We start from the raw sequence: 16,651 nt of genomic DNA on the forward strand, positions 1-16,651 counted from the left end.
GTCGCGTGCCCCAGGGGGCGGGGGCACGCGACCCGGCGTGGGGGGAGGAATGTCTAGAGGCTGCCGAAGGTGTCGTACCGCACATGCTGCGGCGGCACCTGGTCGGCGGCGAGCGCCCGCAGGGCGGCCCGGACCATCGCGGCCGACCCGGAGACGAAGCAGTCGTGCGCCGTCCACGGGCCGTAGCGGGTCACCACGTCGGAGATGTCGCCCTGCTCACCGTCGAAGTCCGGGTCCGCGCTGCATGCCGGGGTCACCGACAACCACGGGTGTACGGCCACCAGCTCCCGCAGCCCGGTCAGCGCGTACAGGTCGTCAGCCTGCCGGGCGCCGTAGAACACGTGCACCCAGCGGGTCCGGTTGTACGTGATCAACTCCTCGACCAGCGCCTTGATCGGGGCCAGCCCGACCCCGCCGGCCACGCAGAGAATGTCCCTGTCGGAGGCACGGTCGAGGGTCATCCCGCCCATCGGTGCGGCGATCCGCAGCAGGTCGCCCGGCCTGACGCGGCGGACCAGGGCACCGGAGACCCAACCCGCGCCCGGCGTCCGGATGTGGAACTCCAGGATGTTGTCGTCGTTCGGGGCGTTCGCCACCGAGTACGTCCGCCACACCCGAGGGTGGTACCGGGGAACCTCGATGCTGACGTACTGACCGGCCCGGTACGGCAGCGGATGTTGCAGGGCCTGGACGGTCAGTACGGCGGTGTCCGGGCCGTACCGCTGGTGGGTCAGCACCTCGGCGTGCCAGAACGGCGGGTTCTCGTCGGCCTCAGCGCCGGCCTGCATCTTCTCCGAGATCGCCGCGTACGCGTCCCGCCACGCCTGGTCGTACTCCAGGTTCCAGCCGTCCCCGCCGGCGGTGCGCAACGCGTCCAGCAGGGCGATCCCCATGGTGGCGTAGCTGCCGGCGGTGACGTGGTACTTGCGATGGTCCCGGCCGAGGGCGCGCAGGTACTCGTCGAAGCTCTCCGGGTCGTCGATGGCCTGGGTGGCGGCGACGATCGCGTCCAGAATCCGGTCACCCTGGCCGCGCATCTGCACTGGGAAGAGTTTCCGCAGGTCGGGGTCGAGGAGGAACAGGCGGGCGTAGAAGTAGTCGCTGAGCCGCTCCCGGTCCCCCTCGACGAGGGCCCAGCTCTCCTTCAACAGCCGCGCGAAGTTCTCCATCGGCGCTCCCCTCGGCAGGACGTGCATCGGGCAGAACCAAGCATGAACACGGAGCGTCGATGAAGGTCGCACAGAATGTGCGACCGATTCGCGCTGTCTGTCCCCGCCCGATCACCACTCCCCGCCGATCATGGAGTTGTGGTGCCCGATTGATACGTTTGGCGAGGTTTGCGAGGTGCCACAAGTCCATGATCGACGAGGTGAGGGGGTGGAGCGGCGGGTGGGATGGGGGAGAGTGGGGTGGTGACGGTTGAGCTCACCCGACCGGTGTCCCACCGGTTCCTCGGCACCGAGACGCTGCTGGTGCTCGGGCTGTCGCTCGGGCAGTCCGCGGTCTACGCCACCGTGTCGATCATCGCCAAACTGACCGCCGAGGGGGACTCTCCCGGCAGACCGCCGCGCTGAACACCTCGGCGTCGCCCCGACCGTGGTTGGACCTGACCTACCAGGTGCTCGGCATCGTCTTCGCGTTGGTGCCGGTGCTGCTCGCCGTACACCTGCTCAACCGCGACCCGGGCGACGCCGGACGGACCCTCGGCCTGGACGCCCGGCAACCCGGTCGGGACCTGGCCCGGGGCGCCGGCCTGGCGGCGCTGATCGGGCTACCCGGTCTGCTGCTGTTCTGGGCCGCCGCGCAGCTCGGGCTGAACGCCACGGTGGTGCCGGCCGCGCTGCCCGAGCTGTGGTGGACCGTGCCGGTGCTGATCCTCTCCGCCGTGCAGAACGCGATCCTGGAGGAGGTGATCGTGGTCGGCTACCTGACGACCCGGCTGCGGCAGCTCCAGTGGCGGCTCGGCGCGGTGATCGCCACCAGCGCGTTGCTGCGCGGGTCGTACCACCTCTACCAGGGCTTCGGCGCGTTCGTCGGGAATGCGGTGATGGGCGTGGTGTTCAGCCTCTTCTACCTGCGGACGCGGCGGGTCATGCCGCTGGTCGTCGCGCACACCCTGCTCGACATCGCGGCGTTCGTCGGCTACTCCCTTCTGCCGAGAGACTGGTTCGACTGGCTCTGAGGCCGACCGAACCCCGGCTGCCGGTAGACGGTGATCGTCCGGGCGGCCAACCGCTCGACGGCAGCCGAGTCCCCCGCCGCTGCGGCGAGCACCGCCGCGCCGGGCAGCAGGCGGGACGCCAACCGGAGCGCCAACCAGCCGCCGGCCTGCGCGGCGAGCGGTGTGGCCAGCCGCCAGGCCGCCTCGGCCACCCGATCCCACGGCGGATCACCATACCCGGCCGCTGCCTGGGCTGCGGCGAGCGCTGTCCGGGCACTGTCCGCGTCCGGGTGCACCCGGGTCAGCACCAGCAGCTCGACCGCCCGCTCCGGGTCGACCGGATCGCGCCCGTACGCCGCCGCCAGGTGCAGCACCAGGCTGGCCTGGGCCCAGAGCACCGCCGCCAGTTCGGCCAGGGGAGCGAAGAGACCGGCCAGGGCGGCGGTCGCCCCACCCCACCCGGCCGTCCGGGAGAACCGCCGGGTGGCGAGCCGGGCCAGGCCGGCGGAACCCGCCCCCGGGTACGCCGTGCGCAACGCGTCCGCCCAGGCGTTGGCCTGCGGTCCGATCCGCTCCACTGCGGCCAGCGCCAGCAATTCCGGTGCGAAGGCCGGGTGCGCCAGCAACCGGTCGAGATCGACGGTACGCCCGTTCGCGGCCCCTGATGCCTGGGCAGGCGACCGGCTCTCCACCTCTGCTCGCACCGTTCGGTCGGCCTGTTCTTCGCCCTCGGGGGCGCTCGCCTTCCTGGTGCTCTTCCGGGGAGTGGCGGCCGACTTTCCGGTCGTCTTCCGGGCGGTGCTCTTCTTTGGGGTGGCTCGGTGCGGGCCAGTGTCCTCGGCGCTCAGAGCGTCGGCGGGCCCTGTTGCGGCATCGTTTGGTGGAGTGTGTTTCGAATCACTCACGGCAGGAGGGGATGTCGCCCGCCCCGGCGCGGCGGTGCCGTCGGCGTCCGCGGCCGCTTTCGGGCGACGGCGGGGCGCCGGTGTGCTCCGTGGCTGGGCGGCGGCACCGGAGTCGGTACCCTGCGTCGACGGCCCGACGGAGCCCTCGGAGATCGCCCCCGCGCGTCGGCCCGCCCGGACCACTTTCTGGCGCGGGGCTCGCCGCGGGGGTGCCGCTGGCTGCTCGGTGTCGGTCGGACCGCCCGTTTCCGGAGGCTGGAAGAGCACCGTGGGGGCGGATGCCTTCCGTCGAGGCCGGCTCCGGGGCGGGCCGTCCGGTTGGTCCGTGACCGGGTCGGGCTCGGCGGCCGGGATGGCCGGCGGGGTGAAGGTCGGCTCGGGGGAACGGCCGCGACGTGCTGCTGTGCGCGGCTCGCGGCGAGGCGGATCGCTCGGCGGCTGCTCCTGCATATCGACGAAGCCTAGTCCCGATCGTGGCGGCGCGCAGGAGGAAACTCCTGCTCAGGAAGGGACGTTGGCAGACTGAGGTCGCTGGAGGGGGAAGTCGCTTTGCTCCCTGCCGGGGCGGGGTTGTATTCTCGGTCGGCGGTGGTCTACTGGGCCACCGAGGAGACTTCGCCTAGTCTGGTCTATGGCGCCGCACTGCTAATGCGGTTGGGGTCTTAAAGCCCCTCCCGGGTTCGAATCCCGGAGTCTCCGCGCGAAAGCCGGTGTGTAGACTGGCCGAGCACCAGCGCCCGTAGCTCAACGGATAGAGCATCTGACTACGGATCAGAAGGTTAGGGGTTCGAGTCCCTTCGGGCGCGCAAGATCACAAGGGGTCTGACCTGTGGAAACGCAGGCCAGGCCCCTTGTGTTTTCTGGCCGCTGTGGACGGTGGGTGTCGCGTGGGTGCCACTCGGGTGTCATCACGTTCCGTGACGGTCCGGCCGGTAGCGGGTTCTTGACCTGCGGCTCCCTCTGCTTCGCGGGTGTCTTGCGGGCCGGAGTATGTGCCGCCGGTCGGGGCTTGGGCCGGTTGCGGTGGCTCTTCTTTCGGATCTTGGCGCGGGTGCGGCGGGCGGCGGCGAGGACGAGGTGGGCGGTGGCGTCGGCGCAGCGGCGCTGCGTGAGGGGCAGGACGCTGGTGTAGGTGTCGGCGGTGACCAGGATGCTGGAGTGTCCGAGCATGTCCTGCAGGGTCTTGAGGTCGGCGCCGGCTTCGTGGGCGAGGGACGCGGCGCCGTGGCGCAGGTCGTGCAGTCGGACCGGCGGGACACCTGCGCGTTTGACCAGTAGCCGGAAGCGGCCGCTGGCGTAGCCAGGGTGGATGGGGCTGCCATCCTTGCGGACGAATACGTAGCCGGAGTCGACCCAGGGTTTCCCCGTTGCCTCGCGGCGGGCTTGCTGATCTCGTTGGAGCCGTCGGTGTTGGCGCAGGACCTGGGCGGTACGTTTGTCCAGGGCGACGGGTCGGCGTCCGGCGGCGGTTTTCGGCTCCCCTCGATGACCTGGTAGCCGGCAGTGGTGCGGTTGCGCTCGACGTACAGCACGCCGCGGTCGAGGTCGACCTCGGTCCAGCGCAGCCCGCATACCTCGCCGCGGCGCAGGCCGCGCAGGGCGGTGAGCCACCAGAACGCGAACAGTGGGTCGTCGGTGACGGTGTCGAGGAAGGTGCCGAGCTGCTCGGCGGTCCACACGGCCACTGTCGGGTGCTCGCCGGTGGTCTGCCAGGCGCGGACGCGGTCGTCGGTCCAGACCTGGGCGTGGGGTTTGCGGTAGCCGGCGACGGTGATGTGCCGGGCCGGGTTGCCCTCGATCAGTTCCTGTTTGACGGCGAGGTTGAGCGCGGCGCGCAGGGTGGTCCGTAGGTGCTGCATCGCGGAGGCGGACTGGGGCAGTCCTTTGGTGTTGGTGGTCCGGGCGATCTGGTCGAAGACAGTGCGCAGCAGTCGGGCGTCGAGGTCGGCGAGGCGGTACTGGCCGAGGTGGGGGATCAGGACGCGTTCGACGTCGCGGGTGTAGTGCAGGCGGGTGGTCGGCCGGATCTGAGTGTGCTGGTCGAGCCAGTGCCGCAGCCACCGCTCGACGGTCCAGCCGCTGGCGGTGCGCTGCGCCTCGGTCGCGGCCAGCCACTTGTCCCGCGCTCTGCGCGCCGCCGCCTGCGATGGGTAGCCGCCTCGACGGACGCGTTCGGAACGGCCGAGCACGTTGCTGGCGCAGCAGTGGAAGTACCAGGTTCCGTGGAAGCGGTCGCCCAGGCGCGGGCAGCGCCGCTCCAGCCGCCGACCGTGGTTGTCCCGGCACCCGCATCGCTTGAAGATCACACCTAACGTCGCCATGACAGCACCCCTTCTTGTGGACTTACCTCTCCCATCGACGCCGGTCCACCTGCTGATACGGATCCGTCAGCCGATACTCGCCAGCCGTGCCTCCGACCATCGGCGCATTCAGCGAGAGGCGAATCGTTGGCTGGCGGTTCGGCGGCAGAGCCGACAGGGGTATCGGTTAGTCGGGAGACACGAATGGCCTAGCGGTGCGTCTAGGACACCGCACGGCCGAGGACGAGGGGACACCGAGCGGAGCTTCTGCCTGTGGCGCACACCCGCGTCCGCCCAGGGTTCGGCACCTTCGGAGCCAGATGTCCGTCCGGTGCTCCCGAACTTTCCCGGCTAGTACGGCAGCCGCCGTTCGGGATCATGGCTGGAATCCGGGGTTGAGGCGTCGCGTGTAGTGGGATCGTCGGGCTCGGGCTTGATGGCGGCGCCGGAATTGTGACCAGCGCAAACGGTGGGCGAGGTCGCTGATCGGGCGGATGATGAAGGCGTTGATCAGACGGCGGACTTCGTTGACCGTGAGCTTGATCAGCCCGGTGCGCCCCGGGTCGTCGTCGGCTTTGCCTGCGGTGTCGGCGGCGCAGATCGCCAGGACGGCGAGGGCGGCCAGAGCGAGGATGGTGAAGCGGTGCCAGGAGTCCCAGCGGCGGACCTGGTGCTGGTCCAGACCGACCTGACTCTTGGCGGCCTGGAAGGCTTCCTCGACGGTCCAGCGGATTCCTGCCACCCGCACGAGCTGCGCGAGGGTGGCCGGGTGTCGGGTCCAGCACCGGTAGAAGGCCAACTCTCCGGTGGAGGTGTTGCGGCGGATCAGGAGGCTGTGCCGGCCGCCGTCGTCGGGGTCGGCGTCCGTGGTGACCTGATCGAGCCAGGCCCAGTCGTAGTAGCGGGGCCCTTTCGATCCGGTCCCTGCGCTGCGGCGCTGCCACGCTGAGGCGGGTAGTTCGGCGGCGATCCGGTCGGCACGAGCCTTGACCTTGCCGCCGTCGAGCGGCACCAGGTGGCTGCGGGACACGGCCAAGACGTAGCCCAGCCGTTGTCCGCGCAGCCGGTTGCGGAAGACGCTGCTGTTGCCGTACGCCTCGTCCGCTGCGGCCCACGCCACCGGCACGCCGGCGTCAACGGCTGCGGTGATCATCTCGGCGGCCAACTCGGACTTCGTGGCGAACCCGATCTCGTCCGGGACACCGGCGGCCTGGCAGCGGCCCCGGTCCTCGGTCCACGACACCGGCAGGTAGACCCTGCGGTCGATCAGGGTGTGCCCGTCCCGGCCGGCGTAGCCGAGGAACACCCCGACCTGCGCGTTTTCGATCCTGCCGGCGGTGCCGGTGTACTGGCGTTGCACTCCGACGGTGTGCACGCCTTTCTTCAGATCACCGGTCTCGTCGACGACCAGGACCGCCTCCGGGGCGCCGAACCGGCCGACGATCACCTGGCGCAGGTCGTCACGGACGGCCTCGGCGTCCCACACCGCCCGGAACAGCAGCCGCTGCATCGCATCCGGGCGGGCGTGTCCGGCCTGCTCCGCCAACTGCCAACACGTCTTGACCTCGATATCCGACAGCAGCCCGGTCACGAACGCCGCCGCCGTCCGACGCGGCTCGACCCGCCCGAACCGGCCCGCGAACGAGGCGAGCACCCCGGCCAGAACCCGCTCCCACCCACCAGGGTTTACGCTGTGGCACGCGGCCACCGCCGAATCTGAAGTTATGTCCACAACATACAGACGATCACGCGGTGGCCGCCTCGCGTCCACCCCGCTCTACCAGCGGAATCTCAAACGGCGGCTGCCGTACTAACCTTCTGATCAGCAGCGAAGCCTGCCTATGGACATGATCGGAATGGTCAACCGCACACCCCAGTCCCGCCCGGTCCGCGTCAGTCCCACCGCGTGCCAGCAGGTTCAGAACCGGCGCTGGGTTTCGTCGATCCCTGCTCGCCGCCAGTTCATGCTCAGAATCCCGGCGACTCCCTGCGCGTCCGGACCAGCTACCCGACGTCCGAGCAGCCACGGAGCACGCGATCAGCCGACGAAGCCGTCAGGTCGGGCGACATCTTCCTCGTCGAGTAGCTCGCGACGCCATTCCGCGAACCGGCCACGCAGGTTGTTCAGGGCCGGGCCGGTGACGCCGTACTGGGCGAAGTCGTCAGGATCGAGCACGTTGGCTTGCCCGAGGGCGTCAGCGAAGACACGCCGGACGAACCCGCGGTCGGCGCGTTGCGCGAGGTTGAGGACGGCTTCACGGGTGTATCGGCCGGATTGAAGCGTGGCGTCGACGTCGATGAAGTCGCGGGCGAACGCTCGCCCGTAGAGCGCGCTCATCTTGTTCGCGACCGCGTCGTCAGGGTGTAGTACCGGTCCGATGGCCATGAGAACGGGTTCGTTGGCGCGCCAGTCCACGCCGAGTTCGACCTTGGAAACACGCCGCCCATCGGCGACCGCCAGCCGGGCGAAGGTGTCGTACTGTCGCTCGATGTCGACGCTCAGGCCGTCGTCGCGGTAGGCGTGCACGACGGCCGCGACCGCGTCGGTGAACTCCTCGCGGCGGTCCCAGGAGGTGAACAGGTCGACGTCGTCGCTGGGCCGCTCGAGAAAGCCGGCGGCTTGGACCGCGTAACCGCCGGCCAAGGCGAAGCCGTACCGATGGGCGGCCTCGAGTCCGGTGCGGGCGAGTCGTTCGTGGAACGGGTCCACCGCTACGCGGCTTCCGTGCGGGTCGCGGCGAGTTCGGGAAAGGCTTCCTCCCAGCGTCGTCGTAGCTGGGGTGGCAGCCAGAGAGCGGGCCAGAGCCGCCGGAGAAAATCGGCGTTGAGCCAGGTGTTCAGGTCGTCGACGGTGCCGGCTTCGGTGAGCACCACCTTGTACATGCTTTCGAGGCGTGCGGGTCGACTCAGGTCGTACTCGGCGTGACCGGACCAGTCGAGATGACGCGGAAGCGCGACCAGGCCTTCGGCCGGGCCGTTCAGCGCGGCAAGGGTCTCGGCCACGACGTAGGGCCTTCGGTCACCGTAGGGACGGTAGTCCGCAGGCGGCTGGGGTGGTGTCTTGCGCCGGCTGACGTTGGTCGCCCGGCGGACCTCCGGCCGCAGTGCCTGGCGGATCGTCTCCCGGCTGTACCCGGTGACCCGTTGCAGGTCCACCGGCCGCCAACCGGCCGCGTGGAACGCCCGTAGTTGCTCATCCCGCTCGGTCAACGCGGCTGCCCTGGTCGCCTCGTACCTGGCGACGACCGCGCGCAGATCATCATCGGAAAACCGGCCCACGGCCGTAAGCCTATCAGGCTAGGCCAAGCACGCTTGGCCCTTTACGCGATCTCCGAGATCCAGTCCGAGCCCTTCGTCCGAGCGATGTAATGGGGCACGGCGGACTACCCGCTACGCCAGCGGCCGATTCCGGCTACCAATCAAGCGCGCAGGTGTCCCACAGGTACGGCTGCACGACCTACGCCACGGTGCCGCGTCCCTCGCCCACGAAGCCGGCGCCGACTTCAAAACCCGTGGTCGCCGCCTCTGATCCGGGCTCGGGTGACCAGCCCCGCAAGCAGGTCCTTTCGCGCGCCCCCGAGTAGCCCGACCAGGCCGGTTCAGGGGGCAGCCCTGAAGCAGCCGGCGTTGACAGAAGAGTGTCGGTGGTCAGCCTTAGGGTTCGGGCATGAACGCCTGGCCCCCGGTCAGTCCCGCCCCGGTCGCCTCGCGGCCGACCAGTGGCCGGATCGATCTGCCTGACGATCTGGTGCCGTTGCTGACCGGATCGCCGCACCTCAACGTGTTCGGGCCGATCAGGCCATGGGTGCCGCCCGAGGGGTGGCTTGAGGATACCCGCGCACGACTGATGGCCATCGCCTCGCGCGAAGGGCTCACCGACCTGCCCGCCCAGGCGCCACGACTCAAGCCAGGCACGTCGATGGCGGTCGAGGAGGTGAAGTGGCTGGCACAGGGCGCGCTCGGCGCGTCCACGAGTGCGTCGGGCTCGCTGTGGCGGCTCGGCGACCTCCTGGTAGCCGACCACCTGCAAGGGCCACTCACTCCGACAACAGACCCGGAGGCGACCTGGCAGACCCAGGTCAGGCCGGCCCCGCCCGGACGCCTCTTCGCGGACTCCGACAGCCCAGAGCGCCGGGACCGCATCATCCGCTACTACCGCGACTGCCTCACGGTACTCGTCGAGGCGCCACCGTTCGCGGACCGCGGGCACGCACTGGCCGCGCTGTACGCCCGGATAGCTGAGGATCCAGCGCTGCGGGAACAGCACCGGACGGGGTCGAGGCAGCAACTCGCCGCCCACTGGCGATTGTCCTTACTCGGTGACGCGGAGCGCGCCACCCTCCCCGACTACGCCGGACCAGCCGACTACCTTTCCTGGACCCTGACCGGCCTCCGCGCCACTCACCAGCGGTTGGTGAACACCGTGGGCGCCGAGGCCGGCAGCTTCGACGAGTTGGTCGCCGCCATGCTGCTCAAGCTCGGCAAGCCGGTGCCCGCGGTCATCGCCACGACCGGGCTGGGCCAGGACGGTTTCCACGCCATCGTCCGCGCGTTCGACACGCTCAAGCCCAGCTTCGACTACGAGGCCTGGTGCAAGGGAGTGTTCGCGTGGCTGGACCGCGCGATCATCGCTGGCGAGGCGGAGACCGCGCGCATCTGGGTGGGCTTGGAGTGGAGCTGCGCCACCGCGCTGAACGGCTGGCCGGGCCCGCACAAGGACGTGACGAGCGGACTCTTCTTCTGCCTGAGGTACCTGCGTAGCCTGCGAATGCTCGGCCAGCCACGGCCCGCCGTCATCAACCCGCTCGTATCCGCCCTCGCCGATGCACCGAGACCAGCGCAGCCCACCTCCGCCCTACCCCGGCCGGCCCGACCCGGCGGCGCCCCGAGCGATCACGCGAAGCAGGTTGCCGTAAGCCTCCTCGATGACATGGTCGGGTTGTCCCCGGTCAAGCAACGTGTCGTCCGGCTGAATGCCGAGGCCAGAGTCGAGGCGTTGCGCCGCGAGTCCGGTCTGCCGCCAGCCCGCAACCGGCGGCACATGGTGTTCGCGGGAAATCCGGGCACCGGGAAGACCACCATCGCCACGATCATCGGCCAGATCTATGCCACGTACGGCGTGCTGGCCTCCGGCCACCTGGTCGAGGTGGCCAGGGCAGAGCTGCTCAACGGCGCCAAGGTGACCGCTGCCGTACTCAACGCGCTCGGTGGCATCTTGATGATCAACGTGGGCCGGGCGATCCAGGAGAGCCCTGCGTCGCGCGAGGCTATCGCCACGCTGACCAGGATGATCGAGGAGCACCGCGAGGATCTGGTGGTCGTCATCGCCGGTCAGCCCAAGGATGTCGCGGAGTTCCTGTCCAGCGAGGCCGGCCTGGCGGCGCGGTTTCCGAACACCTTCAACTTCGTCGACTTCACCGATGACGAGCTGGTGCGGCTCTTCGAGCTGGAGGCCAACACGTCAGGGTTCACGCCCGCCGACGGCGTGCTCGACCGGGTCCGGAACCTGGTCACGCGAATGCCGCGCGCCGCCGGCTTCGACAATGCCTGGGTGGTCCGCAACCTCGTTGACGAGTCCGCGTCGCACCAGGCGCTGCGGATCAGCCGGTCGGCCACACCCACGGTCGAACAGCTGGCCGAGCTGCTGGTAGAGGACATCACGGCACCGGCGTCCATCGTGCTCGCACCCGCCCGCAAAGGCGACCCGATGGCGGAACTGGACGCGCTCATCGGGCTACCCGACATCAAGGCGCAGGTGCGGCTGCTGGTCGCGGAGGCTCGGGCGGAGAGCCTGCGGACCCGGGCCGGGCTCGCGGTGGGCGGAGGATCCCGGCACATGGTGTTCGTCGGCAATCCGGGCACCGCGAAGACAACAGTGGCTCGGATGATCGCCCGGATCTACGCCGACCTCGGGCTGCTTGGTTCCGGTCATCTGGTCGAGGTGACCAGGACAGACCTGATCGGCCAGTACATCGGGCAAACCGGTCCGCGCGTCCACGCGGCGTTCGAGCGGGCACTCGGTGGGGTGCTCTTCATCGACGAGGCGTACTCGTTGTCGATGTCCGACTCGCCGAGGGACTACGGTCACGAGGCAATCGCCACGCTACTCAAGCTGATGGAGGACCATCGCGACGACCTGGTGGTGATCGCGGCCGGCTACGACCGTGAGATGCGGCGGTTCCTCGAGGCGAACAGCGGTCTGGCATCTCGTTTCCCGAAGATCCTCGAGTTCCCCGACTACGACGTCGACGAACTGGTGCAGATCTTCACAGTCCTCGCCGACGACGCCGGCTATCAACTCGCTGACAACGTACGGGATCGGGTGCGCGCGACGCTGGCCCGCCTTTCCCGAGGGTCGTCGTTCGGCAACGGCCGCACCGTGCGCAACCTGCTGGAGGCGACCATCGCCAAACAGGCAGCACGGATCATCGAGCTGACCGACGCGCCAGCGGAGGTCATTCGAAAGCTACTGGTGGAGGATCTGCCGACCGAGTTCGGCGACCAGGACAAACCGCCCACGATCGGCCAGTATCTGTGATCGTCAGGATTCCGGTGCGGCGGTGCGCGATTAGTGATAATGCTTTGTTGCGGATCTCCGCCCAGCCCTCCCCATTATCCGTCGCTGACGGTAAGCGCACGAAGGTCGGAATCTACAGTCAGGCCTGATAACGGGCGCTCATGGTATTCACTGCCTCATCCACGGCCTGCTCAATTGCGGACCGATCGGGCGCCCAGTCTGTGAGCAGGAGCGTGGGCCAGAAGACGAAGTTGGAGATCATCCCGAGAAACTGGGTCGCGGCGAGATCGGGGGCGTCCACCTTCGCGGAGCCGGCGCTGTGCGCGGCGGCCAGGTAGCGGCTGACCGACTCGAAGTAGGGCATCTTTCCCCGGCTGAATTGGGCTTCGCCGAGTTCGGGGAAGCGCGGCAATTCCGCGATGACGATGCGGAACAGTGCGGTCATGCCGGGGCGGGTGAGCAGCTCGACGTACCGGTGACCGATAGCGGTCAGGCCGGCCCGCAGGTCCTCGGCCGGCGGCTCCGGGCTGCCGGCGTCGTCGACCTGCCAGGACTCGGTCACGATCGCGTCGAAGAGTGCCGCCTTCGTAGGGAACTGCTTGAAGAGGGTGGCCTTCGAGACCCCGGCCACCTCCGCGATCTTGGCAAGCGAGGTCCCGTCGTAGCCGGATGCCAGGAACAGGCCGGTGGCGGCCTTGAGGATGGCCGCACGTTTCTCTTCCGCCACGCGCCGGTGGTACGCCGAGGGTTCGGTGCTCATGGGTTCCAGTATGCCTGATGGCGAGGTGAGTCACTTGACCTACCTTTCCCTGACCCGTAGTCTTTGATGGCGAGGTGAGTCGGTCAGCTCACTACACTCTTCGAGGGACGAACCCATGCCACGTTTCACCAACCAGACCACCCTGATCACCGGCGGTACCGGCGGGCTCGGCGAAAGCCACGTCCGGGCCTACCATGCCAAGGGCGCGAACGTCGTCATCGGCAGCACGGCGGGAGGTCTGAGCAAGGCCGCGGCGCTCGCCGCGGAACTGGGCGAGCGCGCCCTCGCGATCCGCCTCGACGTCGCCCGCGCGGACGACTGGACCGCCGCGGTCGCCGCAGCCGAGCAGACCTTCGGCAAGCTGACGATCCTGGTGAACAACGCGGGCGTACAGAATCCCGCCACCACGATCGAGTCCACCGACCTGAACCTCTGGGACCGCACATTCGCGATCAATGTGACCGGGCAGTTCCTCGGAATCAAGGCCGCCACCCCGGCGATGCGGCGCGCCGGCGGCGGGGTGATCGTGAACATCGGCTCGACGATGGCGTACGGCGGCACGGCCCTCTACGCCTCCTATGTTGCGAGCAAATGGGCGATCCGGGGCTTGACCCTCAGCGCCGCACTCGAACTGGGCCGGGACAACATCCGGGTGAACGCCATCCACCCCGGGGTCATCTCGACCAAGCTGATCAACGAGCCGGCCGCGCCGGGTGAGCGGCCGATCTCGGACTTTTACGACCCGGAGCCGTTCGCGATCCCCCGGCTCGGCGACCCGGCCGACGTCAGCGCAGCGCTGCTCTACCTCACCTCGCCGGAGGCGTCGTTCGCGACCGGAACCGAGCTCGTGCTCGACGGCGGGCTGCTGCTGGGTCCGGCGCTGCCAGCGGGAATCGCCGAAGCCGCCTGAGAACCGAAGCCGCCTGAGAACCGAAGCCACCCGCGAACCAAGCCGACGAGGCCGGTGAGCGTCACAAGGCGGAACGCATCCGGGTCATACGCGCTTTGTGCGGTCAGCCGGATCGCAGGGCGGTGTCCAGCGCCGCCAGGTGATCCGTGACGGAACCGACCGTGAGCACCCCGCTCGCCGCGCCGGCCCACTCCGCCGCCGCCGGGGCGAGCGCCTCCCTGGCCCGTACCATTGCGGCCTGGTCTCCGGCGGCGATCGCGGCCCGCCCGAACAGGCACCACAGCGCCTCGGCGAGCAGGTCCGCGGGCGGGTCCGGCACGTCGGCGAGCGCGGTCCGGCCCGGTTCGAGCAGGGGACGTACCCACGGCTCGTAAGGCCCCCACCCGTCGTCCCCGGAGGCGAGCGGCAGACCACGGCGCAGGCGCATGCCGAGCAGCGCCAGAGGCAGCAGGCCGTCACGCATGCCGGGCATCCCCGCCTGATCCAGCCGGGCCGCCGCAGCGCGGTACAGCGTCTCGGCCTGCGCGGCCGGCGCCTGCTCGGCCACGTCGGCGCGCAGTGCCCGGTACCACTGGGTGAACACGCCGACCAGGGGCCGCTCGTGCCGGCCGGCCAGGTCGTCGGCCGCCTGCGCGTGCTGGTCGGCCCGGTCGAACGCGGCCACCGCGCAACTTGACTGCAGCCGGATCAGGTGGCCGAGCACCTCCACGGTGGCCAGGCCGTGCCGGTTCGCCAGGCTCACCAGCTCGGCGCCGATCCGATCGCGGTGCACCGATCCGCCGGTGTGGTGGAAGCTCTGCATGAACACGCCGTTCAACGCGAACGCGAGCAGCGCGGGGTCGTCCATCTCGCGGGCGATCGCCTCGGTCTGCCGGGCGCACTCGCGCGGCCGGGGGTCATGGGTGCCGCGAGACTCGAGCGCGATGGTGGCCAGCAGCCGGGCCCGGGCCGGGTCGTGGCCGGCCGGTGGGAGGACCGCGAGTGCCCGTTCCGCGGCGGCGACGATGCCGGCGGCCTGCTCCGGGTCGTCGGCGCGGGGCCAGATCGCCGGCACGTCGTAGGCGCCGATCACCCGCGCGGTCAGCTCCGGGTCGCCGAGCTCCTCGGCAGCGGCGACCGCCGCGGCCCGCTGCTCCCGGGCCACCTCCAGCCCGCCGGGGCCGGTGACCGCGAGGTTGCGCAGCAGGCCGACCGCCGACTCCAGACGCACCCGGGCGCCGCCGGCGAGCACCCGATCGTAGGCGGAAGCGGCCCGCATCAACACCTCGCTGGCCGGATCCGGCCGGCCGGGGCCGTCCAGGCGCGGCTCCTGTCGCAGGATGTCGGTCTCCAGCGTGCGCAGAGCCGGGCCAGGCTCCACGCCGAGGTGGCTGGCGAGCAGCTCACGGGCGCGGCGCAGGACGGCGAGAGCGTCACCCTGCCGGCCCGACCGGTACAGGGCCAGGGCCAGCAGCTGCCACCCCTGCTCTCGCCAGGGATGGGCGGTGACGTGCTCGTCCAGGTCCGGGACGGCTTCGGCTGCCCGGCCCAGGTCGAGACGGGCCTCGGCCCGCCGTTCGACTGCCTGCAGGCGCAGCTCGGCCAGGCGGGACCGGTCGGCACGTGGCCAGGCGGCGTCCGGGAAGTCGGCGTACGCGGGACCACGCCACCAGGCGAGGGCCTCGTCCAGCCGGACCAGGGCCGCCGCCGGGTCCGTTGTGCCGGCTTCGGTGACAGCCTGCTCGAACCGCCAGGCGTCCACCTGATCGGGCTCGCACTTCAACGCGTACCCCAGGCCCTGGGTGACCAGCAACGTCGCCGGCGCTCGCGCCGGGCGGCCCGGCTCGATCGCCTTGCGCAGCGCCGCAACGAAAGTCCGCACGGCGGCCACCGCGCCGTCCGGAGGCGACACCCACAAGTCATCAACAAGATCATTGACGAGTACGACCCGACGGCGCGCCACCAGCAGCCGGGCCAGCACGGCACGGTGCATCGGGCCCTTCAGCGCGACCGGCCGCCGCTGCGCGTCCTCGGCGATCACCGGCCCGAGAACGCCGAAAGTGATCAGCCCGTCGTGCACGACGCCACGCTATCGCGGCGCTCATCCGCTGCTCATCCGAACCCCGGACAGTAGTCCTCAACACCGAGCGAAAGGCACGAATCATGAACTTCGACTACGTACGCGTCCCCGTGGCCGACGGCGTGGAGCTCAACACCGCGGTGGCCGGCTCGGGCAGCCCGATCGTCCTGCTGCACGGCTTCCCGCAGACGCACCTGATGTGGCGGCACGTCGCCGCCGACCTGGCGGCCGACCACACCGTGATCTGCCCGGACCTGCGCGGATACGGCGCCAGCGACAAGCCGGCCGAGGCGGGCCCGGACACGTACTCCAAGCGGACGATGGGCGCCGACGTGGTGGCTGTCGCGAAGGCGCTGGGCCACGACCGGTTCGCGCTCGCCGGGCACGACCGAGGTGCGCTGGTCGCCATCCGGACCGGGCTCGACCACCCGGAGAACGTCACGCACCTGGCGTCGCTCGACGTGCTGCCGACGCTGGACATGTGGGATGTCATGCACGGCGTCAGCGCCTCGGTCGGCTTCCACCTCTACCTGATGGCCCAGCCGCCCGGTCTGCCCGAGAAGATGATCGCCGGCGCCTCCGACGAATTCTTCGGCTACTTCCTCGACCTCTGGACCAACGACCCGCAGGCCATCCCCGCCGACATCCGCCGCGCCTACCTCGACGCCTCCCGTGACGCCATCCCGTCGATCGTCGCCGACTACCGCGCCTCGGCCGGCATCGACGTCGAACACGACCAGGCCGACCGGGACGCCGGACGCACCCTGACCATGCCGGTCACCGTCCTGCAGCAGGACTGGGGATCGATACTCGGCTTCGACGCCGCCGGGCTGTGGAAAGCGTGGGCCCCGAACCTCAACCACGTCCCGGTCCAGTGCGGCCACTTCATGGCCGAGGAGGCCCCCAACCTGGTGGCCAGGGAGATCCGCGAGCTGCTGACTCGCTGAGCAACATCGAGCAAAATGGCCCGGACCTTCTGGTCCGGGCCATTTCTGTCGTGGGTCGCCTGGTCAGACGGCCAGCAGCGGCTTTCCGACAG

General features: G+C 70.0%; 11 protein-coding genes, 2 tRNA genes and 1 pseudogene. 6 read left to right on the plus strand and 8 right to left on the minus strand.

The features are described from left to right. Positions 1-53: 53 nt before the first annotated feature. Positions 54-1,169 (minus strand): globin domain-containing protein, encoded by a 1,116-nt coding sequence (locus GA0074692_RS25985; protein WP_091648555.1) that lies wholly within the window; start codon positions 1,167-1,169, stop codon positions 54-56. A gap of 243 nt (positions 1,170-1,412) precedes the next feature. Between GA0074692_RS25985 and GA0074692_RS25990 the strand changes: the two are divergent. After that, positions 1,413-2,182, plus strand: a pseudogene (locus tag GA0074692_RS25990) (CPBP family intramembrane glutamic endopeptidase). Here GA0074692_RS25990 and GA0074692_RS36575 read toward each other — a convergent pair. Continuing rightward, positions 2,143-2,853 (minus strand): hypothetical protein, encoded by a 711-nt coding sequence (locus GA0074692_RS36575; protein ID WP_176738577.1) that lies wholly within the window; start codon positions 2,851-2,853, stop codon positions 2,143-2,145. The pseudogene GA0074692_RS25990 and the gene GA0074692_RS36575 sit on opposite strands and share 40 nt — an antisense overlap. 821 nt (positions 2,854-3,674) lie before the next feature. On the opposite strand from GA0074692_RS36575, the gene GA0074692_RS26000 reads away from it, so the two are divergent. After that, positions 3,675-3,765, plus strand: a tRNA-Ser gene (locus GA0074692_RS26000). 34 nt (positions 3,766-3,799) lie between these two features. Beyond that, positions 3,800-3,872 (plus strand) — tRNA-Arg (locus GA0074692_RS26005). Here GA0074692_RS26005 and GA0074692_RS36750 read toward each other — a convergent pair. The 4 genes from GA0074692_RS36750 to GA0074692_RS26025 all read right to left on the minus strand — a co-directional run bounded on the left by GA0074692_RS36750 (position 3,838) and on the right by GA0074692_RS26025 (position 8,645). Beyond that, a complete protein-coding gene (locus GA0074692_RS36750; RefSeq protein ID WP_342672873.1) occupies positions 3,838-5,358 on the minus strand; it encodes a tyrosine-type recombinase/integrase in 1,521 nt (506 codons plus the stop codon). The genes GA0074692_RS26005 and GA0074692_RS36750 overlap by 35 nt on opposite strands. A 384-nt stretch (positions 5,359-5,742) precedes the next feature. Then, entirely contained in the window at positions 5,743-7,029 is a 1,287-nt protein-coding gene (locus tag GA0074692_RS26015) for an IS701 family transposase (protein WP_141725486.1), read from the minus strand. A gap of 375 nt (positions 7,030-7,404) precedes the next feature. Further along, on the minus strand, positions 7,405-8,076 hold the full coding sequence (locus GA0074692_RS26020) for a nucleotidyl transferase AbiEii/AbiGii toxin family protein (RefSeq protein ID WP_091648561.1): 672 nt from the start codon (positions 8,074-8,076) through the stop codon (positions 7,405-7,407). A 2-nt stretch (positions 8,077-8,078) separates the two neighbouring features. After that, positions 8,079-8,645 carry a hypothetical protein gene (locus GA0074692_RS26025; protein ID WP_091648564.1) on the minus strand — a complete coding sequence of 189 codons (567 nt, stop codon included), beginning with the start codon at positions 8,643-8,645 and terminating at the stop codon, positions 8,079-8,081. A 388-nt stretch (positions 8,646-9,033) separates the two neighbouring features. Here GA0074692_RS26025 and GA0074692_RS26030 point away from each other — a divergent pair, with 388 nt between their 5' ends. Further along, positions 9,034-11,904, plus strand: coding sequence for an AAA family ATPase (locus GA0074692_RS26030; protein ID WP_091648567.1), 2,871 nt, complete (start codon positions 9,034-9,036; stop codon positions 11,902-11,904). 118 nt (positions 11,905-12,022) lie between these two features. Here the strand turns inward: GA0074692_RS26030 and GA0074692_RS26035 are convergent, their stop codons facing one another. Continuing rightward, positions 12,023-12,643 (minus strand): TetR/AcrR family transcriptional regulator, encoded by a 621-nt coding sequence (locus GA0074692_RS26035; RefSeq protein WP_091648571.1) that lies wholly within the window; start codon positions 12,641-12,643, stop codon positions 12,023-12,025. A 115-nt stretch (positions 12,644-12,758) separates the two neighbouring features. Here GA0074692_RS26035 and GA0074692_RS26040 point away from each other — a divergent pair, with 115 nt between their 5' ends. After that, complete coding sequence (locus GA0074692_RS26040; protein ID WP_091648575.1) at positions 12,759-13,553, plus strand: SDR family NAD(P)-dependent oxidoreductase; 795 nt, start codon at positions 12,759-12,761, stop codon at positions 13,551-13,553. A gap of 103 nt (positions 13,554-13,656) precedes the next feature. Here the strand turns inward: GA0074692_RS26040 and GA0074692_RS26045 are convergent, their stop codons facing one another. Beyond that, positions 13,657-15,612, minus strand: coding sequence for an AfsR/SARP family transcriptional regulator (locus GA0074692_RS26045; protein ID WP_245730464.1), 1,956 nt, complete (start codon positions 15,610-15,612; stop codon positions 13,657-13,659). A gap of 83 nt (positions 15,613-15,695) precedes the next feature. Between GA0074692_RS26045 and GA0074692_RS26050 the strand changes: the two genes are divergently transcribed. Beyond that, the gene (locus GA0074692_RS26050) at positions 15,696-16,559 is read left to right on the plus strand and encodes an alpha/beta fold hydrolase (protein ID WP_091648579.1); all 864 of its coding nucleotides are present in this window, start codon (positions 15,696-15,698) and stop codon (positions 16,557-16,559) included. The last annotated feature ends 92 nt before the right edge of the window (positions 16,560-16,651 follow it).

This window comes from Micromonospora pallida (genome assembly GCF_900090325.1).
In the GTDB taxonomy this organism is placed as follows: Bacteria; Actinomycetota; Actinomycetes; order Mycobacteriales; family Micromonosporaceae; genus Micromonospora; species Micromonospora pallida.

Coding starts and splice junctions, on each gene's coding strand:
- GA0074692_RS25985 (WP_091648555.1), bottom strand. CDS start 1,169: ATGGAGAACTTCGCGCGGCTGTTGAAGGAGAGCTGGGCCCTCGTCGAG.
- GA0074692_RS36750 (WP_342672873.1), bottom strand. CDS start 5,358: ATGCGGGTGCCGGGACAACCACGGTCGGCGGCTGGAGCGGCGCTGCCC.
- GA0074692_RS26030 (WP_091648567.1), top strand. CDS start 9,034: ATGAACGCCTGGCCCCCGGTCAGTCCCGCCCCGGTCGCCTCGCGGCCG.
- GA0074692_RS26035 (WP_091648571.1), bottom strand. CDS start 12,643: ATGAGCACCGAACCCTCGGCGTACCACCGGCGCGTGGCGGAAGAGAAA.
- GA0074692_RS26040 (WP_091648575.1), top strand. CDS start 12,759: ATGCCACGTTTCACCAACCAGACCACCCTGATCACCGGCGGTACCGGC.
- GA0074692_RS26050 (WP_091648579.1), top strand. CDS start 15,696: ATGAACTTCGACTACGTACGCGTCCCCGTGGCCGACGGCGTGGAGCTC.